The sequence below is a fragment of the Streptomyces varsoviensis genome, from assembly GCF_000718635.1.
Taxonomy (GTDB): Bacteria; Actinomycetota; Actinomycetes; order Streptomycetales; family Streptomycetaceae; genus Streptomyces; species Streptomyces varsoviensis.
The window spans coordinates 235,481-261,753 of the sequence record NZ_JOBF01000005.1 but is presented as its reverse complement, the minus strand read 5'-3'; the positions used below and the strand labels follow the sequence as shown (position 1 = coordinate 261,753).

General features: G+C 72.5%; 22 protein-coding genes and 1 rRNA gene. 12 read left to right on the top strand and 11 right to left on the bottom strand.

Features of this window, described 5'->3' with window-relative positions; translation table 11 throughout:
• The 3 genes from rrf to glxA form a co-directional block, all read left to right on the top strand.
• Positions 1-83: ribosomal RNA gene (rrf, locus tag IF55_RS11215) — 5S ribosomal RNA — on the top strand; the annotation flags it as partial.
• 304 nt (positions 84-387) lie between these two features.
• Complete coding sequence (locus tag IF55_RS11210; RefSeq protein WP_078644111.1) at positions 388-2,421, top strand: glycosyltransferase family 2 protein; 2,034 nt, start codon at positions 388-390, stop codon at positions 2,419-2,421.
• Positions 2,418-4,355, top strand: coding sequence for a radical copper oxidase GlxA (glxA, locus tag IF55_RS11205; protein WP_030892333.1), 1,938 nt, complete (start codon positions 2,418-2,420; stop codon positions 4,353-4,355). The genes IF55_RS11210 and glxA overlap by 4 nt, the downstream gene beginning before the upstream one ends.
• Before the next feature lie 90 nt (positions 4,356-4,445).
• Here glxA and IF55_RS11200 read toward each other — a convergent pair whose 3' ends face one another.
• Together IF55_RS11200 and IF55_RS11195 are read right to left on the bottom strand one after the other, a co-directional pair.
• The gene (locus tag IF55_RS11200; RefSeq protein ID WP_063763948.1) at positions 4,446-5,663 is read right to left on the bottom strand and encodes a glycoside hydrolase family 6 protein; all 1,218 of its coding nucleotides are present in this window, start codon (positions 5,661-5,663) and stop codon (positions 4,446-4,448) included.
• 260 nt (positions 5,664-5,923) lie between these two features.
• Positions 5,924-6,895, bottom strand: coding sequence for a hydroxyacid dehydrogenase (locus IF55_RS11195; RefSeq protein WP_037967328.1), 972 nt, complete (start codon positions 6,893-6,895; stop codon positions 5,924-5,926).
• Positions 6,896-7,267: 372 nt separating this feature from the next.
• Here IF55_RS11195 and IF55_RS11190 point away from each other — a divergent pair, with 372 nt between their 5' ends.
• From IF55_RS11190 to IF55_RS11175, 4 genes are all read left to right on the top strand, one after another.
• On the top strand, positions 7,268-7,834 hold the full coding sequence (locus IF55_RS11190) for a GNAT family N-acetyltransferase (RefSeq protein ID WP_030892324.1): 567 nt from the start codon (positions 7,268-7,270) through the stop codon (positions 7,832-7,834).
• Positions 7,835-7,842: 8 nt separating this feature from the next.
• Complete coding sequence (locus IF55_RS11185; RefSeq protein ID WP_245661150.1) at positions 7,843-9,150, top strand: sensor histidine kinase; 1,308 nt, start codon at positions 7,843-7,845, stop codon at positions 9,148-9,150.
• Positions 9,147-9,860, top strand: a complete 714-nt coding sequence (locus tag IF55_RS11180; RefSeq protein WP_030892318.1) for a response regulator — start codon at positions 9,147-9,149, stop codon at positions 9,858-9,860. Before IF55_RS11185 ends, IF55_RS11180 begins: the two co-directional genes overlap by 4 nt.
• 121 nt (positions 9,861-9,981) lie before the next feature.
• A complete protein-coding gene (locus IF55_RS11175) occupies positions 9,982-11,313 on the top strand; it encodes a serine hydrolase domain-containing protein (protein ID WP_051776249.1) in 1,332 nt (443 codons plus the stop codon).
• Here IF55_RS11175 and IF55_RS11170 read toward each other — a convergent pair.
• The 6 genes from IF55_RS11170 to IF55_RS11145 all read right to left on the bottom strand — a co-directional run bounded on the left by IF55_RS11170 (position 11,303) and on the right by IF55_RS11145 (position 18,764).
• Positions 11,303-13,000: a hypothetical protein gene (locus IF55_RS11170; protein WP_030892313.1), complete on the bottom strand. Its 1,698-nt coding sequence runs from the start codon at positions 12,998-13,000 to the stop codon at positions 11,303-11,305. The two genes, IF55_RS11175 and IF55_RS11170, sit on opposite strands and share 11 nt — an antisense overlap.
• Before the next feature lie 19 nt (positions 13,001-13,019).
• Entirely contained in the window at positions 13,020-14,432 is a 1,413-nt protein-coding gene (locus tag IF55_RS11165) for an ATP-binding protein (RefSeq protein ID WP_030892310.1), read from the bottom strand.
• Positions 14,433-14,441: 9 nt separating this feature from the next.
• Complete coding sequence (locus IF55_RS11160; RefSeq protein ID WP_030892308.1) at positions 14,442-16,001, bottom strand: SCO6880 family protein; 1,560 nt, start codon at positions 15,999-16,001, stop codon at positions 14,442-14,444.
• A complete protein-coding gene (locus IF55_RS11155; RefSeq protein ID WP_030892306.1) occupies positions 15,998-17,338 on the bottom strand; it encodes a hypothetical protein in 1,341 nt (446 codons plus the stop codon). Before IF55_RS11155 ends, IF55_RS11160 begins: the two co-directional genes overlap by 4 nt.
• Positions 17,328-18,218, bottom strand: a complete 891-nt coding sequence (locus tag IF55_RS11150; RefSeq protein ID WP_030892304.1) for a DUF8175 domain-containg protein — start codon at positions 18,216-18,218, stop codon at positions 17,328-17,330. The genes IF55_RS11155 and IF55_RS11150 overlap by 11 nt, the downstream gene beginning before the upstream one ends.
• Positions 18,219-18,455: 237 nt before the next feature.
• Positions 18,456-18,764, bottom strand: coding sequence for a hypothetical protein (locus IF55_RS11145; RefSeq protein WP_030892303.1), 309 nt, complete (start codon positions 18,762-18,764; stop codon positions 18,456-18,458).
• Positions 18,765-19,159: 395 nt separating this feature from the next.
• On the opposite strand from IF55_RS11145, the gene IF55_RS11140 reads away from it, so the two are divergent.
• Positions 19,160-20,434, top strand: coding sequence for a serine/threonine-protein kinase (locus tag IF55_RS11140; RefSeq protein ID WP_211269972.1), 1,275 nt, complete (start codon positions 19,160-19,162; stop codon positions 20,432-20,434).
• A 200-nt stretch (positions 20,435-20,634) separates the two neighbouring features.
• Here IF55_RS11140 and IF55_RS11135 read toward each other — a convergent pair whose 3' ends face one another.
• Positions 20,635-20,847, bottom strand: coding sequence for a DUF397 domain-containing protein (locus IF55_RS11135; RefSeq protein ID WP_037967317.1), 213 nt, complete (start codon positions 20,845-20,847; stop codon positions 20,635-20,637).
• Between the two features lie 143 nt (positions 20,848-20,990).
• Between IF55_RS11135 and IF55_RS11130 the strand changes: the two genes are divergently transcribed.
• Both IF55_RS11130 and IF55_RS11125 read left to right on the top strand, forming a co-directional pair.
• A complete protein-coding gene (locus IF55_RS11130) occupies positions 20,991-21,998 on the top strand; it encodes a C40 family peptidase (protein ID WP_030892294.1) in 1,008 nt (335 codons plus the stop codon).
• A gap of 193 nt (positions 21,999-22,191) precedes the next feature.
• Positions 22,192-22,884: a phosphatase PAP2 family protein gene (locus IF55_RS11125; protein WP_030892291.1), complete on the top strand. Its 693-nt coding sequence runs from the start codon at positions 22,192-22,194 to the stop codon at positions 22,882-22,884.
• Between the two features lie 44 nt (positions 22,885-22,928).
• Here the strand turns inward: IF55_RS11125 and IF55_RS11120 are convergent, their stop codons facing one another.
• Both IF55_RS11120 and IF55_RS37015 read right to left on the bottom strand, forming a co-directional pair.
• Entirely contained in the window at positions 22,929-24,506 is a 1,578-nt protein-coding gene (locus IF55_RS11120; protein WP_030892288.1) for an FAD-binding oxidoreductase, read from the bottom strand.
• Positions 24,507-24,587: 81 nt separating this feature from the next.
• The gene (locus IF55_RS37015) at positions 24,588-24,776 is read right to left on the bottom strand and encodes a hypothetical protein (RefSeq protein ID WP_078644108.1); all 189 of its coding nucleotides are present in this window, start codon (positions 24,774-24,776) and stop codon (positions 24,588-24,590) included.
• 100 nt (positions 24,777-24,876) lie between these two features.
• Here IF55_RS37015 and IF55_RS11115 point away from each other — a divergent pair, with 100 nt between their 5' ends.
• Positions 24,877-25,785: an SCO4651 family lipoprotein gene (locus IF55_RS11115; RefSeq protein ID WP_030892285.1), complete on the top strand. Its 909-nt coding sequence runs from the start codon at positions 24,877-24,879 to the stop codon at positions 25,783-25,785.
• A gap of 213 nt (positions 25,786-25,998) precedes the next feature.
• Complete coding sequence (locus tag IF55_RS11110; RefSeq protein ID WP_030892282.1) at positions 25,999-26,196, top strand: hypothetical protein; 198 nt, start codon at positions 25,999-26,001, stop codon at positions 26,194-26,196.
• Positions 26,197-26,273: the final 77 nt, after the last annotated feature.

The window sequence follows — 26,273 nt, the reverse complement described above, 5'->3', positions numbered from 1 at the left end:
ACATTCCGAACCCGGAAGCTAAGCCTTTCAGCGCCGATGGTACTGCAGGGGGGACCCTGTGGGAGAGTAGGACGCCGCCGAACAATTTTTAGCCGGTGTTCCGGACCAGTGATGGTCCGGGACACCGGCATTTTTGCGTTCACGGGGTAATGGCTGAGAGCTGAGGGGTGGCTCCGGCTCGCCTCCCCTGGGGGAGCTGTGGAGCGGGTCCGGTGGTCGGCCGGCGCGGTGGTCCATGGTCGGTCAGACGTTCTACGGCCTTTCGTGTGACTCACGCCACGCCGGGGGTTCGTCCTACGTCCTGATGGTCGGTCAGGTTCGTTATCTTTCCTTCGCCATTATTCTATTTTCTGCCCATTTGGGGCAGGAGAAGGACGTGGGGATGCCGTGCCCACCACACAGAGAACTGCCCACCGAGACAAGGACCCTCAGCGCCGGCGCATCCCGGCTCCTGCCGCTGCCCATGGGGGCGGCCAGGAGGCGGCACGGGGCCAAGGCCACGGTCAGAGCTATGACTATGAGCGTTTCAGCCGGTTGGCGGGACCGCTCACCGAACCCGACCGTACGGGTGACGCGCCGTACCGGGTGCGCTATCACAGCCTTCTCGGGCGTGGGGCGCATCGGGTGCGTACCGCGCTGCTGCTGACCGCGGCGCCCATCGTCTCCCTCGTGCTTCTGGTGTGGCTGGTCCGGCCGGATCACTGGGTGCACCGGCCGTATGTCGCCGGCTGGGAGACCGCGGCCGACTGGGTGATGCTGGTCTCCATCGGGCTCCTGGAGACGTTCCGGTTCGTCAACGTCGTCTCCAACGCCCATGCCACGCTGGTCGCCCGTGACCCCATTCCGGTGACCGCCGAGTCCGGCACCCGGGTGGCGTTCCTGACGAGTTTCGTCCCCGGCAAGGAGCCGATGGACATGCTGCGCGCCACGCTGGAGGGCGCGACGCGGCTGCGCCACGACGGGACGCTGCACGTCTGGCTGCTGGACGAGGGGAACGACCCGGACGTGCGGCGCATGTGCGCGGAGCTGGGGGTCCGGCACTTCTCGCGCAAGGGCGTGGAGAAGTGGAACCAGCCCAGCGGGGCCTTTCGGGCGAAGACCAAACACGGCAACTACAACTCGTGGCTCGACGCGCACGGTTCGGACTATGAGTTCATGGCCTGTGTCGACACCGACCATGTGCCGCTGCCGGAATTCCTGGAGCGGATGCTCGGCTACTTCCGTGATCCGGATGTGGCGTTCGTCGTCGGTCCGCAGGTGTACGGGAATTACGACTCCACGGTGGCCAAGGCGTCGGAGAGCCAGCAGTTCCTTTTCCACGCGCTCATTCAGCGGGCGGGGAACGCGTATGGGGCCCCGATGTTCGTCGGGACCAACAACTGTGTGCGGGTGAGCGCGCTCCGGCAGGTCGGGGGGTTGTTCGACTCGATCACCGAGGACATGGCGACGGGGCTGGAGATCCACCGGCAGCGCAATCCGCGGACGGGGGAGCGGTGGCGTTCGGTCTACACGCCCGATGTGCTGGCCGTGGGGGAAGGGCCCTCCACCTGGACGGACTTCTTCAATCAGCAACTGCGCTGGAGCCGCGGCACGTACGAGACCCTATTTCGGCAGTTCTGGCGGGCGGCGCGCACCCTGTCGCCGGGGCGGCTGCTCAATTACGGGCTGCTCGTCACGTACTACCCGATGACCGCGGTGAACTGGATTCTCGGCGGGGTGTCCTGCGCGCTGTTCCTGGGGCTCGGGGCCTCGGGAATCCGTATCGAGTCGCAGATGTGGATGATGCTCTACAGCGATGCCGCGGCGCTGCAGATCGGCCTCTATCTGTGGAATCGCCGGCACAATGTCAGCCCGCATGAGCCGGAGGGTTCTTCGGGGGCGGCCGGGATGGCGATGTCGGCGCTGGCGGCGCCCCTGTACGCGCGTTCGCTGGTCGGTGCGGTGCTGCGGCGCAAGGCGGGTTTCGTCGTCACCTCGAAGGGCGATTCGGCCAGCCCCGACCGGGTCCGGACGTTCTCCACGCATCTGGGATGGGCGGCCCTGTTCGGCGGCTCGGTCGTCGCCTCCGTATTCCTCGGCCATACCCATGTCGCGATGGTCACCTGGGCGGTGATCGCCACGGTGATCGCCCTGGCCCCGGCGGCGCTGTGGCTGCTCGCGCTCGTACGGCAACGGCGCCAGGAGCGGCAGCGGGCGGAGGCGGACGCGGGACCGGGCGCCGTGGCAGCGGGCGGCGGGGCAGCGGGCATCGGAACGCCGGGCATCGGGGCGGCGGGGGATGAGGGGGCGCGGAGCATGCCGGGAAAAGCGCGCCGGGGGAGCCGGATGGGGGAATCGCAGACGAGCAGTAATCGGGTTCCGGCGATGGCGGGGCGGGCGGGACGCGAGGAGACAGCAGCGGGCAAGGGAGGAGCGCAGTGAAGTACCGTCCCAGTTCACGCACGCGGAAGCTGGCATTCGGCGCCGCGGCCGTGGTGGTGCTCGGCGGCATGAACGCCCCGGCCGTTTATGGTTTCGCCGAGAGCGCGTACCACGACTACACGATCAACAAGCCCGAGTACATGGCGCGTTACGGCCACTGGGATCTGGTCGACGTGCCGAAGCAGTACCAGATCAACGCGATTCACGCGGCGTTGCTGCACACCGGCAAGGTGCTGCTGATCGCGGGGTCCGGGAACGACGAGAAGAACTTCAAGGCGGGCACGTTCCAGAGCGTTCTGTGGGACCCGGTCAAGAACACGTTCAAGGAGATCGACACTCCGAAGGACATGTTCTGCGGCGGGCACGCGCAGCTCCCCGACGGCAATCTCCTCGTGGCGGGCGGCACCGCGCGGTACGAGAAGCTGGAGGGCGATGTCACGCGGGCCGGCGGCGCGATGGTCGTGAAGAACGAGGACCCCGACGCCCCGAAGACGCTCCCCAAGGGCACGGTGTTCCGGGGGCCGAGCGGTCAGGAGTACGTCTCCCAGGTCAATGTCCTCGTGCCCCGCGCGGAGAAGAAATTCGCCAAGCGGGGGAAGGGCAAGAAGGCGAAGGTCACCGTCACCGCCGGGCAGGCCCGGGTCTTCGTGGAGGCCAAGGCGAAGGGCGAGAAGGGGATCGCCAACGCGGCCGCGCAGTACGAGATCGTGGGCGAGAAGGGCGCGGACGCCCGTAACCACTACGGTCTGGCCACCAAGCTCGGCCTGGACAAGAAGGATTTCCAGGGGCTGAAGGAGGCGTACGAGTTCGACCCGATCGCCGAGCGGTACATTCCCGTCGACTCGATGGCCGAGGCCCGCTGGTACCCCACCTTGGTGACGCTCAAGAACGGCAAGGTGCTGGCCGTATCCGGGCTCGACGACATGGGCGAGATCATTCCGGGGGACAACGAGATCTACGACCCGAAGTCGAAGAAGTGGTCCACCGGGCCGCACCGGTATTTCCCGACCTATCCGGCGCTCTTCCTCACCAAGGGCGGCAATCTCTTCTACTCGGGGTCGAACGCCGGGTACGGGCCCGCGGACAAGGGCCGGCGGCCGGGGCTGTGGAACCCGGACGCGAACACCTTCAAGCCGGTGCCGGGGCTGCGGGACAACGACCAGACCGAGACGTCGACGTCCGTGCTGCTGCCGCCCGCCCAGCGCCAGAAGGTGATGATCTTCGGTGGCGGGGGCGTCGGCGAGTCGCACCGCTCCACGGGGCGTACGGCCGTCGCGGACCTCTCCGAGGACGATCCGGTCTTCCGCCCCGGGCCCGGGCTGGGGCGGGGCACCCGGTATCTGAACGCCGTGCTCGCGCCGGACGACTCCGTCTTCACCACGGGCGGCTCGAAGGACTACCGGGGCAAGGGGGCGAGCGACATCCACAAGGCGCAGTTCTACGACCCGGCGCGCCGCTCGTTCCGGCCGGCCGCCGACCCGGAGGTGGGGCGGGACTACCACTCCGAGGCGATGCTGCTGCCGGACGGGCGGATCGCGGTGTTCGGCTCCAACCCGCTCTTCGCGGACCGGGCGAACACCACCGTCGCCGCCTTCGAGAAGCGCATCGAGGTCTACACCCCGCCGTATCTGTACGGGCGTACGCGGCCGAAGCTCGGCGCGGGGCCGACGGAGGTGCGGCGCGGCGGCTCGGCGGAGTTCGCCGTTCCGGCCAAGGCCTCCGTACAGAAGGCGCGGCTCATGCGGCCGAGCGCGGTCACCCACGCCACCGACGTCGAGCAGCGCTCCATCGCGCTGGCGACCGAACGGCACGGCGGCAGGCTGAAGGTGACGGTGCCGCGGGACCAGGCGCTGGTGCCGCGCGGCTGGTACATGCTCTTCATCACGGACGGGCGGGGCACGCCGTCGCAGGCGCGGTGGGTCCACGTGCGGTGACGGCGTATTGAGCCGCGTTCAGTGGGGATAGGGCGCGGGCGGCCCCCGGTGGTGATGTGCGCACCGGGGGCCGCCCGTTCGTAGTGAGTCCTAGTCGCGCGCGTCCGTGCTCGGGTTCGCGGCCGGCTGGTCATCGTCGTCGCCCTGGCCCAGGACGCCCGGGTACGAGTCGCTCATCGCCTCGCGGGCCAGCCCGAGCGCGTACTCCGTCCACCACTGACCGGCGGGCGGGCCGCCGCGGCACGCGCCGTCGGACTCGCCGGGGCGCTTGATCCACAGGAAGGCGTCCACGATCGGGCTGCCCGTCCTCGTGGTCGGCGGCGTGCCCAGGGCCCGGCCGGGCGGGTTGCACCAGGGCTCGCCGGAGTCCTTGCCGTTGGCGTTCTCCGGTACGGGCCCCTTGCCGTTTCTGCTGGTGTCGATCACGTAGTGGGCGCCGCCGAGCGCGGCGGAGAGCCGGTCCCCGTACTCCCGGCTGGCGCGGGTGGTCTGGAAGCTGGAGACGTTGAGCGCGAAGCCGTCCGCCGCGTTGACGCCCGCGCTCTTCAGCACGTCGGCGATCTGGTGCACGTCGCGGATCCACCCGGCGTTGCCCGCGTCGACGTACACCGCCGCGCCCGGCCGCGCCTTGAGCGTCCGTACGGCGTGGGCGAGCAGCGCGCGGCGGTCGGAGCGGGGGCCGGGCGCGGGGCGCAGGCCGGCCGCGGAGCCGGACTCGGTCCGGGCGTCGAGGCGGGCCTGGCCGTCGCAGCCGGTCGCGGCCTGGGGCGCGGCGTCCGGTTCGAGGATGACGACGGCCCGGCGGTCGCCGATGCCGTCGGCGATCCTGCCGACCCACTGGCGGTACTCGTCGTCGTCGGCCGCGCCGCCCGAGGAGTACTGGCCGCAGTCGCGGCCGGGGATGTTGTACGCCACGAACACCGGGATGCGGCCGGACCGCGTGGCGTCCTCGGTGGCGCGGCGCACGTGGTCCGCCGGGTCCCGTTCGGTGAGCCAGACGGCCGTGGGCCGGTCCGCGATCCGGCGCAGCAGGGCCGCGTCGCGCGGCCGGCCGCGCTTCGCGATCTCGCGGGTCTGCTGACGCGCCTGGCTATGCGGGTCGACCCAGAACGGCGAGTACTGACCGAGGTCGAGGGCGGCGGCGAAGGCGGGGGCGAGGAGGGGGCCGGTGGCTGGAGCGGTCGCGGGGGCGGCGCGTACGTCGTGGCTCGCCGCCCAGACGATGGGGGTCAGCAGCCCCATGGACATCAGCAGCCCCGTGGCCGCTCTTGCGGTCCGGGTACGTCCGCTCGCGCGCTGCTCGGTCATGGAATGCCCTTTCCTCGCGGCCCGGTGACGCCTCGCCAAGCCTTCGATCCGACAAGGCTCACAGGTGACGGGTCGTCATGCCGCGTTTTGCTGCGCCGAACGGGAGGGCGTGTCGGGGCAGGCTCGGAGCGGGATTTCCGGGGGAGTTCGGGGTCGGCTCCGGAGCGGGTTCGGAGAGGGCTCGGGGTGAGTTCGGGTGGGGCCGGGGTGAGGTGGGGGTGTGTCCGACGGGCCGTCACGCCACCCCGCGCGCCACCCCCTCACGCCAGGCGCGGCAGGTCGGCGGCGGTGCGGCGGCCGAGGAGGGGTTCGCCGCGCAGATAGCGGGCGGCCTCGTCGACGGCGTACGCGCCGAGGCGGCGGGCCTCGCTGCCCTGCGCCCCGGCGATGTGGGGTGTGACCAGCACGTTGGGGAGGGCGAGCAGTGGGTGGCCGGCGGGGAGCGGTTCGGGGTCGGTGACGTCGAGGAACGCGGAGAGGCGGCCGGTCGCGCATTCGCGGGTGAGCGCGTCCGTGTCGACGAGGGAGCCGCGCGCGGTGTTGACGACCGCGCCGCCGTCGGGGATGAGCGCGAGCCGACGCGCGTTCAGCATGCGGTAGGTCTCGGGGAGTTCGGGCGCGTGCACGGTGACGATGTCCGCGGCGCGGCACAGGTCGTCGAGGGCGGCCGGTTCCGCGCCGAGCCGCGCGGCCTCGTCCTCGCGGACGTACGGGTCGTGGAGCAGGAGCCGGTGGCCGCGGCCGGACGCGCGGAGCCGGGCGAGGACGAGGCGGCCGATGCGGGAGGCGCCGATGATGCCGATGGTGCGGGCGTCGGCGCCACGGCGCTCGCCGAACGCGGGCCAGCCGGCGGGGTAGCCGGCCGCCGTCGGCAGGGCCTGCTTCGCGGCCAGGACGATGGCGGCGAGGGTGAAGTCGGCGACCGGGCCGGCGTTGGCGTCGGCGGCGGACGAGACGACGATGCCACGGGCCCAGAGCGCGTCGCTGACCAGTGCCTTGACCGAACCGGCCGCGTGCAGCACGGCCCGTAGCCGGGGCGCGTGCGCGAGGACGTCCGCCGTCAGCGTGGGGCAGCCCCAGCCGGTGACGAGGAGGTCGGTGCGGGCCAGGACCGTACGGGCCGCCGGGGCGTCCAGCGGGCCGGTGAGCGGGTCGGGGTGCAGATCGGTCAGGGCGGCGAGCCGGGCGCGCGGCTCGGGAGGGAGCACGGCCGCGGCCTCCTCGGCGCCCATCGCCATCGCGGCGGTCGGTCGGTCCGGCACGGCTGCTGCCCCCTCGGCTGATGGCGGGCCTATTCCGCCGGGCCGCCGGAGGCTATGGGGTCGGCGCGGGGGCGGACAAGGGGGCTTCGGCGCGTGCGGAGGGGCGCGTGGCAGCGCGTAGGGGGCGTGCGGGGAGCGCGGGCCGGGCTCGTGGCGAGTCTGCGGGGAGCGAGCGCGGGCCGGGCACGTACGCGGATCGTGCAGAGGGGGCCGGGCCCGTGGCGAGTCTGTGGGGAGCGTGGGCCGGGCCCGTACGGGGATCGTGGGGAGTGGGGAGTGGGGGAGCGGGAAGCGGAGGGTATCGGGTTGGCTGTGGCGGGGGTGGCGGGTGACTATCTGCTGATGGAGTACACCATCAGACCCATACGTGCCCACGAGTGGGCCGAGAGCAAGGCGCTGCGGCTGGCCGCCCTCGCCGATCCCGCCGCGGCCGTCGCCTTCGTCACCACCCTCGCCGAGGCGCGGGCCCGGCCCGACGGCTACTGGCAGGAGCGCGCCCGCGACACCGCCGCGGGCGAGACCGCGCTCACCTTCGTCGCCGAGAGCCCGGCGGGGGAGTGGGTGGGGTCGGTGACCGCCCAGGTCGAGAAGCCGGACGGGCCGGACGCGCAGCACATCTTCGGCGGCGCCCCGACCGTCCCGCAGACGCAGCTCATCGGCGTCTACGTACGCCCTGAGCACCGGGGCACGGGCCTCGCGCGGGAGTTGGTACGGGCGGGGGTCGAGTGGTCCTGGTCCCTCGCGGACCCGCGAGTGGAGCGCGTACGGCTCCACGTCCACCAGCAGAACCTCCGGGCGCTGGGCTTCTACCGCAAGCTCGGCTTCGAGCCGACGGGGAGGACTCCGGACATGCCGGGCCGGCCGGGGGAGCGGGAGTACGAGATGGCGCTGCCGCGGCCGGAGGCGTGACCGGCGCGATGGGTGGGGTGAACGGGGGCGGCGGGACGGCATCGTCCGGTGTGGCGTGGCGGATGCGCGTGCTGGGGCGGGCGGGGCTGCCGGGGTGGTGGGCGCGGGTGTCGCGGCGCACCCGGCTCCGGGCCGGGCCGGCCAGGCCGTGGGTCGTCGACGCGGTGGTCACCGCGATCGTGCAGGCGGCGGTCACGATCCCCTTCGTGTCGCCGCGCGCCGCGGATGTCCCCCCGGCCACCTGGGCGGCGTACGGCGTGACGACGCTGTCGGTGCTCCCGCTGCTGTGGCGGAGCCGGGCGCCGTTCACCGTGCTGCTGGCCATCGTGCTGGCCGAGTTCGCGTACGTACCGCTGGACGGGCCCGGCCAGCCGCTCGCGTACAGCCCGCTCGTCGCGGTGTTCACCGTCGCCGCGCAGGCGGGGCCGCGGCAGCGCGGCGCCACGCTGCTGCTGAGCCTGCCGCTGGTCACGGTGGGGACGGCGCTGCACACCAACACGGCCCGCGAGTACCTTTTCGCCGCCTTCGTGTTCGCGGCGGCGTACGCGCTGGGCGCGCTGACTCGGGTCCGGCAGGCGTACACCGCGGCCGTGGAGCAGCGGGCGGAGGCGGCGGAGCGGGCGCGCCGGGCGGCGGCCGAGCGGGCGGCGGAGCGGGAACGCGCCCGTATCGCGCGGGAGATGCACGACGTGCTGGCGCACGCCGTCAGCGTGATGGTGGTGCAGGCCGAGGCCGGACCCGTGGCCGTACGGTCCGATCCGGACCGGGCGGAGGCGGCGTTCGACGCCATCGCGGGCGCGGGCCGGGACGCGATGGCGCAGTTGCGCAGGATGCTCGGCGTCCTGAAGGACGAGCCGGGTACGGGCCGCGCCCCGCAGCCCTCCCTCTCCGACCTGCCGGGGCTGGTGGAACAGGTGCGCCGTACGGGGCTGGAGGTCGCCGTGGAGACGGCCGGCGAGGCCGCGGACCCGCCGGCCGATGTGCAGGTGACGGCCTACCGGGTGGTGCAGGAGGCGCTGACGAACGTGCTGAAGCACGCGGACGCCGCCACCGCGACCGTACGGCTGGACTGGTCGGCGGACCGGCTCACGATCACCGTCACCGACGGCGGCGGGGGCGGGAGCGTCGGCCCTCGGCTGTCCGGCGCCGCTCCGGGAGGCACGGGGCGTACGGGGCAAGGGCTGATCGGCATCCGGGAACGGGCCGCGGCCCACGGCGGCGAGGCGACCGCCGGCCCCGGACCGGGCGGTCGCGGCTTCGTCGTTGCCGTCCGCCTCCCCCTCGTGATCTCCTCCCCGGTGGAGGTACGGGGATGACGATCCGGGTGGTCGTGGCCGACGACCAGGAACTGGTGCGCGGCGGCTTCGCCATGATCCTGGCCGCGCAGCCGGACATCGAGGTGGTCGCGGAGGCCGGGGACGGCGTCGAGGCGGTCGCTGCGGTGCGGCGGCACGACGCCGACGTGGTGCTGCTCGACGTCCGGATGCCGCGCATGGACGGCATCGAGGCGGCGCGCGTGGTGTGCGCGGAGACCCGGTGCAAAGCGGTCATGCTGACCACCTTCGACGAGGACGAGTACGTGTACGAGGGGCTGCGCGCGGGCGCGAGCGGCTTCCTGCTCAAGGACGTACGGCGGGCGGACCTGGTGCACGCGGTCCGGGTCGCCGTCGAGGGCGACTCCCTGCTCGCGCCGTCCGTCGCCCGGCGGCTCGTGGCGGACTGCGCGGCCCGCGGCCCGCGCCCCGGCCCGGGGGCCGACCGGATGCTGGACGTGCTGACATCGCGGGAGCGTGAGACGCTCGCGCTCCTCGGCCGCGGGCTGACCAACGCGGAGCTGGCGGCCGAACTGGTGGTGAGCGCGCACACGGTGAAGACGCATGTGAGCAACGTGCTGACGAAGCTGGGGCTGCGGGACCGGGCACAGGCCGTGGTCTGCGCGTACGAGACGGGGCTGATCACTCCGGGGGCGTCCGCTTCCGGTCCTCCCGGTCCTCCCGGTGTTCTCGGGGGCGGGCGCCGGCCGTGACTCCCTCGCGGGAGGGAGGCCGGCGGTCCGGGAGTTCCCTCGCTCCGGCGATCCGCCGGGCGGGCGCGGTGAACAGGATGGTTCCGACCGCAGAAACCGTTCCGCACCGAGGAGTCCCCGCATGCGCCGCAGCCGTACGCACCACAGGCACCACAAGAGAAACACCGCCGCCCTCGTCACCGTCCTGGGCCTGGCCCTCATCGCACCGGCCGCCGCTTCCGCGCAGGCCGCGCCCGTCGGACAGGGCGGCGCACGGGGCGCGCGGACGGCGCAGGCAGCGCAGACCGCACAGGAGGCGCGGCGGGCCGCGGACCGCACGCCCCCGGACGCCGCCGCGCTCAAGGCCGCGATAGCCGGGCTGCCGGACGCGGACTCCACGGCCGCGCTCGTGCGCGTAGGCGGCGGGGACGGGAGCTGGCATGGCGCGGCGGGCGAGCGGGACCGGCGGACGCACGCCGCGGCCGTGGGGGACGAGCGGTTCCGCGTGGGCAGCGTCACCAAGACGTTCACGGCCGCCGTGGTCCTCCAACTGGTCCACGAGGGGCGGCTGTCGCTCGACGGCACCGTCCAGCGGTACCTGCCCGGCCTGCTGCCGGCGAGCTATCCGGACATCACGGTCGCGCAGCTCCTCAACTACACGAGCGGTCTGCCGAGCCCGGCCCTGCCCTCCGACTTCGGGTGGCTGAAGGCGCACCGCTTCACGACCTGGGGCCACCGGCAGTTGGTCGAGCTGGCCGTCCGGCAGGACATGAAGTTCAAGCCGGGCACCGCGCAGGACTACTCCAATCTCGACTACAACGTGCTGGGGCTGCTGATCGAGAAGGTCACGCACAGCTCGTACGAACGGCAGGTGCGGGAGCGGATCATCGAGCCGCTGGGGCTGAGCGGCACGTACAGCCCCGGCAACGACCCGAAGATCCACGGCCGCCACACCCACGGCTACCAGACGGTGACCGTAAAGCCGACCAAGCCGACCAAGCCGACCAATACCGGCAAGCCTGACAAAGTCGGCCGTACGCGCCTCATGGACGTGACCGACTGGAACCAGTCCATCACCTGGGCCTCCGGCGACCTCATCTCGACCGCCGGTGACCTGGAGCGCTTCATGACGGCGCTGTTCAGCGGCGAAGTCGTGCCCCAGCAGGAGCTGAAGCTCATGTTCAGCGTGCCGCCGGTGAAGCAGTACGGGGCGAAGGACAAGGACGCCGTCCACTCCAGCGGGCTGACCCTGAGCAAGCTGCCGGACGGCACGAAGGTGTGGGGCAAGTCCGGCGCACGCTACGGCTACAACGCGGGCATCGCGGCGACCAGCGATCTTCGCCGCACGCTCGTCTACTCGGTCAACTCCACCGACGCGAAGGGTGACGCGGTGAACCCGGCCGTCGGGAAGATCACCGCGGCGGCGTTCGCGGGGATCGGAGGGGTCGGGGGCGGCGCCGGGGCTACCTCGTGAGGGAGCGGTGCGGCCACCGGGCGCGGGCCTGCTCCTCGGAGCGCATCAGGGCGAGCGTCACGAGCCCCTTCGCCGCGCCGTCGGCGAGCAGCTCCGGCAGGGCGGGCAGCGGGGCGACGGCGGCGACATCGTCGAGCACGCAGGTCAGTGGTGGGTCGAGCCGACCGGCGGGTGACCGTTCGGCCACGCTCCGGCCGTGCTCGACCACGCTCGCGGTGAGTGCGGTCAGCAGGGGCATCGCACCCGGATGCGTACGAGGGTCCTCAATCGCCTCACCCACAACGTAAAGCGTGCCCGTTTCGGCGATGAATGACTCCAGAGCGAGCGAATCCGCGCGATGGGCGTTGCACGCGTCGCGGATATGGATCGAGGAGAGCGCCGCCAGGGCGCGCACCACCAGCTCCTGCGCGCGGTCGCGGCGGTCCGGGTGCCCGGTGAGCGTGGCCTCCAGCTCGCCGGCCGCGCCGCTCGCCGCCTTCGGGTCGGTGCGCAGGACGCGTACGGGCTCGTGCGCGCTGTTGCCCTGGGCCCAGCGGTGTACGAGCCGGAAGGGCCGGCCGCCCACGGCGGCGGCGTGCAGCCAGCAGCGCAGCAGCGTCTCGGCGGCCTCCGCGGTCGCGGAGTCGAGGGAGCTCGCGGGCCGTACGGGCGCGAGGAGGGCGGCGGCGCGGGCGGCGGCCGTCTCGCGGGACTCGCAGCCCTCGGCGGGGTTCCAGCGCAGCCGGTCCGGGGTGTCGAGGAGATGGCTCGGGTCGAAGGCGTGCGTCGGTCCGAGCTTGGCGCGCGAGTCCTTGGTGTCGGCCCACAGGCCGGGGTCGCTGGTGACGACGAGGACGGGACCGGGGGCTTCGAGCACGGCGAGCATGGCGGCGTCGCCGTGCGAGAGCCCGTAGCGGAGGCCGGCCGGGGTGGCGGCGCCACGGGGGCCGGGCACGGCCGCCGGCCAGGGGAGGCCGCCGTCGGCCGGGGGCTCGGCGGAGGACGCCGGGACGGGGACAACGGGAGCGGCTGGGGTGGTTCGGGGGCCGGTCGGCTCCGCCGGGGTCGGCATCGCCGCCGCTCCGGATGCGTACGGACCGGGTGCGGGTGGGGGTACGGACGCGGGTGCGCCCGGGGGCCCGGCCTGCCCGTACGGAGCCGCCTCGTACGCGGCCGTCGTGCCCGTAGTGGAAGGCACGCCCGTAACACCCGGAACAGCAGTCGCGCCCGTAGCGGCTGAGGTGTCGGAAGGAGCTGACGCACCCGAAGCGCCCGACGTACCCGATGCGTCAGGCGCCCCCTCCGCCGCCCTCGCCAGGCGGCGCGCCTTCCGTACCGCCTTCCAGCGCGCGTACGTCCCCATCACGAAGATCGTCAGCACGGTCAGCAGCATCAGCTCGCTGATGAGGACGCCCCAGAACAGCCCGTACCCGGAGAGGGCGTCGTGCGGGGCGTCCGGCCAGGCGGTGGCGAGGTCGTGCGGGGAGGTCAGGAGGCGGCGCAGGGCCATCGGGGTGCGCGTGAAGGTGACGCCGTCGGGCCAGGCGCCGTGGGCGAAGAGGGCCGCGAGCCCGGTGCTCGTCCAGACCAGCACCGTCAGTCCCAGCAGGAACGCCAGCGTGCCGACCAGCAGGCCGTCCGGGATGCCCCGCTGGCCGTCGCGTCTCTGCCTGGGGGCCGAGGGGCCGGTGTCTCCGATGGGTCCCATGGGTCCTGTGGGCGTCATCTCAGGCCACCGTCGGCTCCGACGAGCCGTACGCCTCGTCCGCGAGCCGTTCTTCCATCGCGGCGGCCGTCCGCTCCGCCGCCTCGGCCTCCGCCGCCAGTTCCAGGGCCAGGCCGTCCTCCGTCATGGCCCGGTCGGTGTAGACGAGCGGCCGTTCCGCCTCGGTGATCAGGTGTTTGACGACCTGTACGTTGCCGTTGACGTCCCATACCGCGATGCCGGGGGTGAGCGTCGGGATGATCTCGACCGCCCACCGCGGCAGCCCCAGGACCAGCCCGGTGGCCCGTGCCTCGTCGGCCTTCTGGGCGTAGACGGTGCGGGTGGAGGCCATCTTCAGGATCGCGGCGGCCTCGCGCGCGGCCGAGCCGTCGACCACGTCGGAGAGGTGGTGGACGACGGCGACGAAGGAGAGGCCGAGGCGGCGGCCGAACTTCAGCAGCCGCTGGAAGAGCTGGGCGACGAACGGCGAGTTGATGATGTGCCACGCCTCCTCGACCAGGAAGATCCGCTTCTTCCGGTCGGGGCGGATCCAGGTGTGCTCCAGCCAGACGCCCACGATGGCCATCAGGATCGGCATGGCGATGGAGTTGCGGTCGATGTGCGAGAGGTCGAAGACGATCAGCGGGGCGTCCAGGTCGATGCCCGCCGACGTCGGGCCGTCGAACATGCCGCGCAGGTCGCCGTCGACCAGCCGGTCCAGGACCAGCGCGACGTCCAGGCCCCACGCCCGTACGTCGTCTATGTCGACGTTCATCGCCTCCGCGGACTCCGCCTCGGGGTGGCGCAGCCGCTCGACGATGTCGGCCAGCACCGGCTGCCGGTCCGTGATCGTCTCGTTGACGTGGGAGTGCGCGACCTTGAGGGCGAAGCCGGCGCGCTCGTCGAGCCCGTGGCCCATCGCGACCTCGATGATCGTGCGGAGCAGGGCGAGCTGGCCGGTGGTGGTGATCGAGGGGTCGAGGGGGTTGAGGCGGATGCCGCCGCTGAGGGCGGCCATCGGGTCGAGCCGGACGGGGGTGATGCCCAGCTCCTCGGCGATGAGGTTCCATTCGCCCACGCCGTCCTCGCCCTGCGCGTCGAGCACGACGACCTGGCGGTCGCGGAACCGGAGCTGGCGCAGGACGTACGTCTTCTCCAGCGCCGACTTGCCGTTGCCGGACTCGCCGAGCACCAGCCAGTGCGGGGCGGGGAGCTGCTGCCCGTAGAGCTGGAAGGGGTCGTAGATATACCCCTTGCCGCTGTAGACCTCGCGGCCGATGATCACGCCCGAGTCGCCCAGGCCGGGCGCGGCGGTGGGCAGGTAGACGGCCTGGGCCTGGCCGGTGGAGGTCCGTACGGGCAGCCGGGTCGTCTCCACCTTTCCGAAGAGGAAGCTGGTGAACGCCTCGGTCACCGCGGCGAGCGGATCGAGCACGGCATGCCCCTATCGTCGGATGCCGGTCGCGAACGGCAGCGTGTTGACGAAGGCCCGGTGGTGCTCGCGGTCGCACCACTCCAGCTTGAGATAGCTCTTGCCCGCCGACGCCCGGATCGTCCGCTTGTCGCGGGCGAGCGCCTCGGGTGACCGGGAGGAGACGGTGATGTAGCCGACCAGGTTGACGCCGGCCGCGCCGCTCGCCAGGTCCTCGCCGCGCTGGTCGACGCGGACGTGGTGGGCGCTGTCGCGGGGGTCCACGACGCGGTTCATCTTGGCCTGCCGGGACGCTTCGGCGTCGTCGTTGGTCTTCTCCGTGAGCATCCGCTCGATGGCGAGGTCGGTGGGCTCCAGGTCCATGCAGACCGCGACGGTGCGGATCACGTCGGGCGTGTGCACCAGCAACGGGGCGAGGAAGTTGACGCCTACGGGCGTCATCGGCCACTCCTTGACCCAGGCCGTGGAGTGGCACCAGGGCGCGCGCGTGGCGGACTCGCGGGTCTTCGCCTGGAGGTACGTCGGCTCCATGGCGTCGAGTTCGGCGGGCCAGGCGTTGCGCTTGCTCATCGCCTGGATGTGGTCGATGGGGTGGTCCGGGTCGTACATGGAGTGCACGAGCGAGGCGAGCCGGCCCTGGCCGAGCGGCTGGCGGACCCGGATGTCGGCCTCGGCGAGGCGCGCGCAGATGTCGGTCAGCTCGCGGGCCATGACGACGGCGAGCCCGGCGTCCCGGTCGAGGCGCCGCTTGCCGGCCTCGTGGCGGGAGGCACGTGCCATGGCGTTGGCCTCGGCCGCGAGTTCGCGAGTGAAATGCATGCAGGCGACGAGGTACGCGCGGTGCTGCTCGGAGGAGGTGGACACCATGGACTGGAGCTGGTCGTAGGAGTCCTGGAGCCACTGCGGCGCCTTGTCGGAGCCGCGCCGCTCGACGTCCTTGGCGTGCGCGTCGGGGTCGGCGGGGAGCGTACGGGCCAGCATCTGGATGCGGGTGACGAAGCCGTCCCCGTTGGCGACGTGCTTGAGCAGCGTCCCGAACCGGTCGACGAGCGCCTCCTGGTCCTCGCTGTCGCGCAGTCCGACGCCGGGGCCCTCGATCTCGATGGCGGCGGTGACGGTGCGCCGGTCGGCGTGGAGCAGGACGGCGATCTCGTCCGGACCGAAGGGCGCGGACAGCCAGTTGATGCGGCCGACGCCGGGCGGCGGGCCGACCTCGACCTCCCGGCCGTCGAGGGAGGTGCCGGCCTCGATGACGGCGGAGCGGTAGGTCGCGCCGCGGCGCAGGGTGCGCTTGAACGAGCGGTTGATCTCGAACCACTTGTAGAAGGTGCGGTTCTTGTACGGGACGTAGACGGCGGCGAGCGCCAGCATCGGGAAGCCGGTGAGGGTCGCGATGCGCAGCGGCAGGATCGGCACGAGGAGGCCGCACATCATGCCGAGGAACGCGCCCGCGATGATCAGCGCGATCTCGCCGGTCTCGCGGTTCTTGCCGACGACGGCGTTGGGGCGGGCGCGGCCGATCAGATACGTACGGCGTGGTGCGATCGGCTGGGCCTGCGACTGGGTCGTCAACGCCCGTCACCTCCTGGGGTCTTGCCGGCGCCGCTGTCCTGCGTGCGGGGTGCGGGGGTGGGGGTCTTGTTCGCCGCGTTTCCCGTGCCGCCGCCGCGGGCGCTGTGGGCGGCGACGCCGCCCGATACGGGGTTGGCGGGCTTGGCCTGCTGGCCGCCGCCTCCGCCGCCCCCGCCGCCGTCGGAGCCGCGGGTGCTGTGCGTGGTGATGCCCTGCTTGACGAGGGCGGCCGGTGAGGAGATCACGGCGGCGGCCTGGCGGGACGCGGGGTCCCTGCTGGCGCTGCGGCTGTTGATGATCTCGTCGCCGAAGCCGGGGACGAAGCGGTAGATCATCGCGCTCGCGAAGATGGCGAGGATGATGATGGCGAGGCCCGAGACGACGGCGGATATGGCGTTGGGCCCGTCGCCGCCGGACAGCGCGCCGGCGAGGCCCAGGACGACCACGATGATCGGTTTGACGAGGATCACCGCGATCATGATGCCCGCCCAGCGGCGGACGTGGCCCCACATGTTCTTGTCGACCAGGCCCGCGTAGACGGCGGTGCCCAGCAGCGCGCCCACGTACAGGAGTGCGGCGCGGATGACCAGCTCCAGCCAGAGGACGCCCGCGGCCAGCACGGAGACGAGGGAGACGACGATCAGCATGATCGGGCCGCCGCCGATGTCCTGGCCCTTCTTGAGGGCGCTCGCGAAGCCGCCGAAGAAGGCGTCGTTGTCGGCCCCGGTGCCCTTGGCGATGACGTCGGTGACGGCGTCGGTCGCGGACACCACGGTGTAGAGGATCAGCGGGGTGAACGCGGAGGCCAGGACCGTGAGCCACAGGAAGCCGATGGCCTCGGTCAGCGCCTCGGTGAAGGGGACTCCGCGCACGGCGCGCTTGGCGACGGCCAGCAGCCACAGGACGAGGGTCAGGACGGTGGAGGCCGCGAAGACGACGGCGTACTGGCGCAGGAAGTCGCTGTTGGTGAAGTCGATGTTGGCGGTGGACTTCACGGCGTCGGAGAGCTTGCCGACGATCCAGGCGGCGGCGTCTCCGCACCCCTTGGCGAGGGACGACAGGGGGTCGAGGGGGCTGGAGGGGGCGCTGGGGCCGGAGGGGGCGCCGCCCTTCCGGTCCTCGCAGCTCTTCTTCAGCGAGCCCATCAGGAACTCGCAGGTTTCCTTCGACGGGCTGGGGGAGGGGCCGCCGGTCGCTCCGGGGGTCCCGCCCGGGGTCGGGGGCGGGGTGGGGGCGGCGAAGGCCCTGGCCGACAGCAGGACCGCGGTCGTCTGGAGCGCGGTCAGCGCTCCGGCGATCGTCAGGGCGCGGTTCGGTCGGCGGCGTTTACCGGGCATAGGTGAACCCTCCGAAACCTTGCACAGCGTCGGACATGTCCTTGGCCGAGGAGGCGGCCTGGTCGCGGCCGACCGGCGTCGGCCCGTCCTTCTGCGAGAAGGCCGTCACCTTCCAGTCGTCGCCGACCCACTTGAGTTGGAAGGTGCTGGTGTACCAGCCCTCGGAGACGGGGTTCTTCGAGCTCTCGCCGGCCAGGCCGAAGAGCGTGGAGTACCAGACCGCGACGGTCGCGGTGTCGTCCTTGTAGGCGGTCGCCTTGGTGCCCGCCGGGTTGGTGCGGGAGACGAAGGTGAGGCCGGACGGGGCGGTGCCGTCGGCCTTGAGACCGATCTTGACGGCCCGTTCGCCCGAGTACGCCTGGTCGTAGTCGCCCTGCCGGGCGGTGACGACCTCGGGGGCGTAGACGGCGGCGACGATGCGGTGGCGGGTCTCGGCGCGGAACATGGCGTCGGAGCTGAGCGCCACCGCGTAGTTGGCGGCGGCGCTCTGCGCGCCCTGCTCGGTGTGGGCGAAGCCCTTGGCGATGCCGTTGTTCTTGCCGTCCACGGGCTTGACGCCGGTGGGGGCCGTGGCCTGGGCGCCGGTGCTCTTGTCGGCGGCCTTGCCGCTGCCGCCGCCGTCGTTGCCGCCGCCGCGGTTGGCGAAGGCGATGGCGGCGACGAGGAGCACCACGACGCCGACGACGGTCATCAGATTGCGGCTGGTGACGCCCGTACGGCCGCCGCGCCGGGGCCCGTCGTAGGGGTCGCCCTCGCCCTCGGGCAGCCGGGTACGGGTCGGGCGGCCCTGGTCGTCGGGGTTGCCCCGGCCCCTGCCCGCTCTGCCGCCTCTGCCGTGGTCACCGCCACTGCCGTAGCCGTCGTCGCCGTCGAGACTCATAGCGCGTAAGCCCCCTCAAACGTCGTCGGTGACAGGCTGCCCCTATATGACGGTAGCGGCGCGGAAGGGGTTGCGGGCGGGGAGGGGTGAGTGGGCATCAGCAGGCAGCCTCTGGTGCGGGGGGTGGGACTTGTGGGGTCTCGGGGACGGGGGAGAAGAGTCTGCGCGGGGACGATGCGCGGCGGTGGTGAGGTGGGGGTGGGGTGGGGCGTGTGGTGCCGAGGGTACGCGCGGGGGTCAGACGGCCATTCCGTAGACGATCGTGAACAGAGTGCCCAGCGATCCGATGATGAACACACCGGTGAGCCCGGCGACGATCAGCCCCTTGCCCTGTTCCGCGCTGAAGGTGTCGCGCAGCGCCGTCGCGCCGATCCGCTGCTTCGCGGCGCCCCAGATCGCGATGCCCAGGCACAGCAGGATGGCGACGGCCATCACGACCTCGACCATGATGCGGGCCTCATTGCCCAGGGTGCCGAACGGGCCCCAGTTCGGGGCGATTCCGCCAATAATGGTGTTGATGTCGCCCTTTTTGGCCGCCAGAAGCATATGTAACTCACCGCCCCTTATGGGTAGTTGCTCGCGCCCTTCGCCGCGGTGGCGAAGGTCAGGCCCTATCTTCGCCGACAATGCCGCCAACGCATGTCGACTTGGCGTCATTTTTTGCCGGACTCGCACGTGCCGCTGATCACTCCGCCCCCGTTCGCGATGCACGGCGTTGTCAGTGGGGTGGCCTATCGTCACTCTGTGTACCACGCGTATTGACGCCGAGCAATGATCGCCGAGGTGGGGGCCGATGCCGATGTTCCGACGACCGGGTGTTCGGTGGGTACCCTGTGGCGGTCTCCCTCATATGCGCTGCGCCCTGCGGCCGTCGAGAGGATGTAACGCGTTCACCGCGTCCCGCCCACGCTCGGGACGCAACGAGATCGAGGATGGTACGGGTGCTGGTTGCCGATCGGTACCGGTTGGGAGATCTGCTCGGGCGCGGCGGAATGGGCGAAGTCTGGCGGGCCTCCGACGAGGTGCTGGGCCGTCAGGTCGCGGTCAAGCTGCTGCTGGGCAACGACGGCGACGAATCGGCGGCCATGCGGTTCCGCATGGAGGCGCAGACCGCGGCGCGGCTCAATCACCATCAGGTCGTCGGGGTCTACGACTTCGGGGCCTGGGACGGGCGCTTCTATCTGGTCATGGAGTTGGTGCAGGGGCCCAGCCTGGCGCAGGAGCTGTCGTCGGCCGCGGGCGGCGCGCTCGCCCCGGCCCGGGTGGCCGACATCGCGGCCCAGGCCGCCGCCGGGCTGGCGGCGGCGCACCGCCAGGGCGTCGTGCACCGGGACGTGAAGCCGGGAAACCTGATGACCGACGCCGACGGCACGCTCAAGATAGGCGACTTCGGCATCGCCCGGTTCGTCGACGAGACCTCGGCCGGGCTGACCAGCGCGGGCCAGATCGTCGGCACGAGCACCTACCTCGCGCCGGAGCGCGCCCTCGGCCGGGCGGCGGGCCCGGGCTCCGATGTGTACGCGCTCGGGTGCGTGCTCTACCAGCTCCTGGTGGGCCAGCCGCCGTTCTGGGCCGACACCCCCACCGCCCTGCTCTACCAGCACGTGGACTCCGAGCCGGTGCCGCCGCGGCAGTACTGCGGCGGGCTGCCCAGCGCCTTCGAGGAGTATCTGCTGCGAATGCTGGCCAAGCGGCCGGAGGACCGGCCGACGGCGCAGGAGGCGGCCGACTGGTTCGGCAGCGGCTCCTGGCGCGACACCCCGCAGCCCCTGCCCGTGCCCGCCCCGGCGCCCGTGGTCGCCCCCGCCCCGGCCCTGGCCCCGGAGAGGGAGTCGCTGACGACGTACGCGCTGCCGGCGACCGGGCACCGGAGCGCGGCGGGGCGCTCGGCGGGCCGGAGCGCGCCGGCCCGCGGTGGGAGCGGCGGCAGAGGCGTGGGCGGCGGCAGAGGCGCGGTCCGGGCCGCTGTGCCCAGAGGCGGTACGGGCGGGGGTGGCGGCCGGGGCGCGCCGGCCGTGAGCGGGCTCGGTGCGCTACGGGCGCGGCTGCGCCGGCACAAGGTGCTGTTCGGCGTGGTCGCGGGCGGGGTGGCCTTCGTGGCGGCGATGATCGTCGGCGCGTCCTTGTTCGGCCCGGACGTCACGGGCTCGCAGGGCCCCGAGGCGGTGTCGACGGACGCGCCGGGCGGCTCGGGCCAGGGCGGCGCGAACCGATGAGCGGAGCCGCCCCGATCGGCAGCGACATCGACATCGGCAGCGGCATCGGCGTCGACGGCGCGCCGGGGGAGAGGAGGGCGGCCCGCGGTGCGGCCACCGCCCTCGGCCCGACGCCTTCCGGCCCGGCGCCTTCCGGCCGGGCGCTGTCCAGCTCGGCGTTTTTCGGCCCGAGCCCTTTCGGTCCGGCGTCGTCCGGTGCCTCAGCCCTCGGTGGGGCAGTCCTCGACGAAGTGGTCGAACTCGCCCGCCTTGACGCCGAGGACGAAGGCGTCCCACTTGGCGCGGGTGGTGATGACGATCTCGTCGGGCTTGAGGTTCTCGCGCAGATAGACGTTGCCGTCGTCGCCGAAGGCGACCTCCAGGAACTCCTTCTCGGTGCCGTCGGTGGCCTGCTGCCAGTTGAGCTCCGTCACTGTGCCCCCTTGTGCGGTGTCCGGTCCTGCCCGGGCACTCACCATAGAGGAGTCCGCCGAGGCGGTCTCGCCAGGTGGGGCCGGGTGGCCGTACCGTGCGGAACGACGGATTCGTGGGTGGGCGGGTAGGGGAGGCCGGCGGGGTGCGAAAGATCTGGCTGGGCGTCAGCATCGGTATCGGGCTGTGCCTTTGTCTGGTGGGCCTGCTGGTCGTGGGCGTCTATTCGGCCGCCTCGAACCTGATGGGCGGCGGCACGGCCGGCGCCGTGGGGCTGGCGAAGGGCGCGGTCCCGGCGCAGTACCAGCAGTTGGTGGAGAAGTGGGGCAATCTCTGCCCGGCGCTGAGCCCTCCGCTGCTGGCGGCGCAGCTCTATTCGGAGAGCGGCTGGAATCCGCGGGCCGTGAGTCCGGCCAACGCGTTGGGGATAGCGCAGTTCATCCCCGGCACGTGGGAGACGCACGCGATAGACGGCAACGGCGACGGCAAGAAGGACATCTGGAACCCGGAGGACGCGATTCCGTCGGCGGCGGCGTACGACTGCGATCTGGCCAAGTACGTGAAGAACGTGCCGGGCGACCTCGCGGACAACATGCTGGCCTCGTACAACGCGGGCGCGTACGCGGTGATCAAGAATGCCGGGGTGCCGCCCTACCAGGAGACCCAGGGCTATGTGAAGACGATCCGCACGCTGGCGAAGAGCTTCGCGAAGCCGGTCGGCCGGGTCGCCCCGTCCCAGCAGGCGGCCGGCGCGATCTACTTCGCGCAGAAGGTGCTCGGTACGCCGTATCTGTGGGGCGGCAACGGCACGGCGGATCAGGGCGGTCGGTTCGACTGCTCGGGGCTGACGAAGGCCGCGTACCACTCGGTGGGCATCGAGCTGCCGCGCGTCGCGAACGACCAGTGGAACGCGGGGGCGCATCCGAAACGGGACGAGCTGATGCCGGGAGATCTCGTTTTCTTCGCCAATGACCTGAGCGACCCGCGCAGTATTCACCACGTGGGGATGTACGTCGGCGACGGTTACATGATCAATGCCCCGTACACCGGCGCGGTGATTCGGTACGACAAAATTGATAAACCCGATTACATCGGCGCGACGCGCGTGACGGCCGATGGCGCGAAAGCGCTGCCCGAGCCTAACGCCGCGTAGAAGCCCTGCCCTGAGCTGCGACGATGGGTCACCCTTCGGTAACGTCCTGGTGATCATTGAGTGGAGAACGGAACGCCGGGCAGTGCGGTGACGTTCCATTGAAGTGGCACGCGGCGCGCTGTTACCGGCGTTATCGACCACGGGGGTAGACAGCAGCACGTAGTGACAGGCGAAAGATAAGGGGCCGCGGCAGATGGCTGGACTCGCGATGGACGGCTCGAACCCCGACGTCAGCGTTCTCTATGACATCAACGGCTTCGCCAAGGACGCCCCGCACTGGTTCGACCGCGTGATGGAGTTCACCGGTGAGTACGGCATCGTCATCGGCCTCGCCGTGCTGATGGTCTTCGCCTGGTGGAGCGCGCGCAAGCGCCCGGACGCGCCCGGCGCCGTGGCCGGCCTCCTCTGGGCGCCGCTCGCCGCCGGGCTCGCGCTGCTCGTCAACATCCCCATCCGGGACCTGGTCCAGCGGCAGCGGCCCTTCATGGAGCATCAGGGCCTGGAGGTCCTGGTCAAGGGCAAGACCGACTTCTCCTTCGTCAGCGACCACGCCACGCTGACGATGGCCGTCGGCGTCGGCCTCTTCTGCGCCAACCGCCGGTTCGGCCTGGCCGGCATCGCCCTGGCCCTGCTGGAAGGCTTCTGCCGCGTCTACATGGGCGTCCACTACCCGACGGACGTCATCGGCGGCTTCGCCCTCGGCACGGCGGTCGCGCTGCTCTTCGCGCCGCTCGCGATGATGCTCCTCACCCCCCTGGTGACGCGGCTCGCGGACTCGCGCGCGAGCCGGCTCGTACGGCCCCGGCAGCCCGCACCGGCCGACGGGCCGGCGGACGAGGCGGAGCTGCCCGAACCCCGCCGCCGCGACAACGACCTCGCCGCGTAACGCCGGCCGCCGCCCCGCGGCCGGCGCGCGGAGGGCCGCCCCGGTCAGAGGGCCTGCGGGAAGTCCAGGACGCGGTCCGGGTCGTACTGGGCCTTGAGCTTGGTGAGGCGGTCGGCGGCGTCGCCGTAGTAGGCGCGGCGCCAGTCCTTGAGGCCGGGGTCGGCGTAGTTCTGATAGGCCGCGCCGGAGGCGTAGCGGCGCATGGCGGAGTGGAGGCCGTCGAGCCACGGCGTCTGGGCGGAGCCGGAGCCGCCCGACGGCCACGAGGTCAGGTACTGGGCCAGGAACCGCGCGCGGCGGTGGACGAAGGCGGTGGCCAGCGGCCTGACCCGGTTGATCGCCCCGCCCAGCGCCGTGAGCTGGACCGACCCCTTTCCGCTGCCCGCGGTCCGGCCGTACCGCGCGAACTGGTCGATCAGCGTCCGCAGGCCCGCCGCCGTCAGCTCCCGGTCGAAGAAGTCGGAGCGCGCCGCGTACGTCTCGCGGTCCAGCGTCCCGTTCGGCCGGCGGCCCGGCGTGCTGCCGGGCAGATGGCACTCGTCGGCCGACTTGGTGCCGCACCCCGCGTAGCGGCGCATCGTGTCCAGATAGGTGTGCTGATAGACCGTCACCGACCCGGCGGCGCCGCCCGCCGCCTCGACCAGGCGGTCCATGGCGTTGCGCAGGTCGCCCGCCGTGCCGATGGTGAAGGCGGAGACGGCTATCCGCGGCTCCTGACCGGCCGTCACGGACAGGTCGCACGCGGTCCATATCTCGTCAGGCTGGCCCGGCCCCCACTTCTGCCAGGCGTCCAGCACCGCGGCCGCCCGCGACCAGGGGAAGGAGACATAGCCGGTCGCCCCGCTCGCCGCCCGCCGGGTACGGAACCGCAGCTCGGTGACGACCCCGAAGTTGCCGTTGCCCGCGCCGCGCAGCGCCCAGAACAGGTCCGCGTTGCGCGACTCGTCGCACTCCAGCGTCTTGCCGTCGGGCGTGATGATGGTCGCGCCCAGGAGGCTGTCGCAGGTCAGGCCGTACGCGCGGGAGACGACGCCATGGCCGCCGCCGAGGGTCAGGCCGGATATGCCGACCGTGGGGCAGGAGCCGCCGGGGATGGTGACGCCGTGGTCGGCGAGGCCCGTGTAGACGTCGATGAGCTTGGCGCCCGCGCCGATCGAGGCGGTGGTGGAGGAGGTCGTACGGACCGACTTCAGCCGCGAGACGTCGATGACCAGGCGCCCGTCGCCGCTGGACCAGCCGGCGTAGCTGTGGCCGCCGTTGCGGATGGCGACGGGGGTGCCGTGGCGGCGGGCGAAGGCCAGGCACTCGGCGATGTCGGAGGCGCCCGCGGTGTAGGCGACGGCGGCCGGGCGCCGGCCGTCGAAGCGGGTGTTGTAGAGCTGGCGGGCGGTGGCGTAGTCGGCGTCGTCAGGGCGTATGAGATCGCCGGAGAGGCCTTTGCCGAGAGCGGTCCAGTCGGGGTCGCCCGCCTTGCCGCCGGCCGGTTTGGACGGCTTGCGGCCGGCGGCGGAGGAGCCGTTGCCGTCGGGGGCGGCGTGGCTCGCGTCGCCGCTGCACGCGGTGAGCCACGCGCCGCCCGCCGCCAGTCCGGCTCCCGCGGCCAGCAGTCTGCGCCTGTCCATCGTGGTCCCTGCCCCCTATGCCGTGCTGATGGCCGTGGTCCGGGCGCTCGGTGGCCGATGGCGCCGCTCGGACACGTCTGGTCAGACAGATGGCCTACCCGGGTGCGCGGTTCCGTCACCTGTCGCGACCAGGTGCGCGGCGGCGTCCTCGCGGGCGCGCGCCCGGGCCCGGCGCGCCGGGCCGTACCAGCCGCACGCGCACCGGGCGATGCAGAAGGAGCCGTTCTCCGTGGTGGTCGTGGTGTGGGCGTGGGGGATCGGTTCGGACACGTGACCACGCTACCGGCCGTGACGAGGCCCCGGAACCGTCGTTGAACGGGGCGGGTGTCCAGGCGCAGCGGGACCAGTGGGACCAGGGGGTCGGCCGTCGATGGTGGTGCAGGAGCGAGGACGCGGAGGCGCGGTCGTCGCCACCGCCGTGGCGGGCGGGATCGCGGCGGGACTGCTGACGACGGCCGGCTGCTCGGCGGGCGTCGCCGCCGGGGACCACGGCAAGGCCGCGGCCGTCCGCGCGGCCGACGGGCTGGGCCCGGGCGAGGCCCTCGCCGCCGTGCGGCACGCCGCCGATGTGCTCGCCGAGGCGGGCGGGGCCCGGGTCCGTACGTACCTGGAGACGGTCAGCGGCGGCACCCGGCTGACCATCCTGGGCACCGGCGGCTACGGCTTCGGACAGTCGCTGGGGCGGCTGCGGGTGCGCGTACCGGCGCCGGGGGACGCGGTGCCGGGCGCGGCGGGGGCACCGGCCGGCACACCGCGGCCGGCGATCACCGAACTCTTCGCGCCCGGCGCGCTGTATATGAAGAACCGCGGCGCGGGCGTGCCCGACGCGAAGTGGGTGCGGGTGGCCACCGGGTCGCTCGGTGACGGAAATCTCGTCGCGAACGGGGCGACGGACCCGCTCGCCGCCGCCGAACTGCTGCGCGGTGCGCGCCGGGTGGAGTACGCGGGCAGCGAGCGATCCGGCGGGGCGACGGTCCGGCATTTCACGGGCGACTGCGACCTGGCGCGCGCGGCGCGGGCCGCCTCGGCCGGGCAGCGGGCGGCGCTGGCGGCGGCGGCGAAAGGGTTCTTCGGCCGTACGGTCGCCTGCGACGCCTACCTGGACGAACAGGGGCGGCTACGGAAGGTACGGCACCGCTTCACCCTCCGGGACGCCGGGCGGGGCGCGATGGATGTGGCGTCGACGGTGGAGCTGTATGCCTTTGGGGCGAAAGTGACCGTGCGGCTGCCTCCGGCCACGGACATCTATACGGGGAAGGTCGTTTCTCCGGTGCGTTAACGCGGGTTTCCGGGGCGCCGGCACGGGTTTCCGGTGCACGGGCGTGGGCTCCCGGTGTATGGGCGCGGGTTTCCGGGGCGTTGGCGTGGGCGGGCGCGCGCTGTGGCGCGGGCTGACGGCGCGGTTCGGCGAAATGGTCCGTCTGTGCCATGCACGGGGTGCGCGGCGGTCCGTACGCTGGTGAGTCGCCGATCGGAGAAGGAGGTGGAACCCGTGGTTTCGCGTCGACCCTCGTCCGGTGGCTCGGACCCCGTGGCCGCCCTCGTCGAGATCGATCTCTACGGCGAGTTGATGATCGCGGCGTCCAGCGCGGACGAGGAACGGCTCAGCCCGGACCGTATCGACGAGGTACTGAGGGTGGTGCCGCAGCGGCGGCCCGAGTCCGCGCAGGGGCCGGATTCCCGGCGGTGACGGAAGCTCGGCCCGGCCCCGCCGGGCTTCCCGCGACGAGCGCGTTTTCGGTGGTGAGCGCGGTTTCGACGGTGAGC

What these genes read in the sequence shown, in the direction of transcription:
- IF55_RS11175 (WP_051776249.1), top strand. Translation starts at nt 9,982, where the DNA reads ATGCGCCGCAGCCGTACGCACCACAGGCACCACAAGAGAAACACCGCC.
- IF55_RS11155 (WP_030892306.1), bottom strand. Translation starts at nt 17,338, where the DNA reads ATGCCCGGTAAACGCCGCCGACCGAACCGCGCCCTGACGATCGCCGGA.
- IF55_RS11150 (WP_030892304.1), bottom strand. Translation starts at nt 18,218, where the DNA reads ATGAGTCTCGACGGCGACGACGGCTACGGCAGTGGCGGTGACCACGGC.
- IF55_RS11145 (WP_030892303.1), bottom strand. Translation starts at nt 18,764, where the DNA reads ATGCTTCTGGCGGCCAAAAAGGGCGACATCAACACCATTATTGGCGGA.
- IF55_RS11120 (WP_030892288.1), bottom strand. Translation starts at nt 24,506, where the DNA reads ATGGACAGGCGCAGACTGCTGGCCGCGGGAGCCGGACTGGCGGCGGGC.
- IF55_RS11185 (WP_245661150.1), top strand. Translation starts at nt 7,843, where the DNA reads ATGGGTGGGGTGAACGGGGGCGGCGGGACGGCATCGTCCGGTGTGGCG.
- IF55_RS11125 (WP_030892291.1), top strand. Translation starts at nt 22,192, where the DNA reads ATGGCTGGACTCGCGATGGACGGCTCGAACCCCGACGTCAGCGTTCTC.
- IF55_RS11190 (WP_030892324.1), top strand. Translation starts at nt 7,268, where the DNA reads ATGGAGTACACCATCAGACCCATACGTGCCCACGAGTGGGCCGAGAGC.
- IF55_RS11180 (WP_030892318.1), top strand. Translation starts at nt 9,147, where the DNA reads ATGACGATCCGGGTGGTCGTGGCCGACGACCAGGAACTGGTGCGCGGC.
- IF55_RS11195 (WP_037967328.1), bottom strand. Translation starts at nt 6,895, where the DNA reads ATGGGCGCCGAGGAGGCCGCGGCCGTGCTCCCTCCCGAGCCGCGCGCC.
- IF55_RS11200 (WP_063763948.1), bottom strand. Translation starts at nt 5,663, where the DNA reads ATGACCGAGCAGCGCGCGAGCGGACGTACCCGGACCGCAAGAGCGGCC.
- IF55_RS11115 (WP_030892285.1), top strand. Translation starts at nt 24,877, where the DNA reads ATGGTGGTGCAGGAGCGAGGACGCGGAGGCGCGGTCGTCGCCACCGCC.
- IF55_RS11170 (WP_030892313.1), bottom strand. Translation starts at nt 13,000, where the DNA reads ATGGGACCCATCGGAGACACCGGCCCCTCGGCCCCCAGGCAGAGACGC.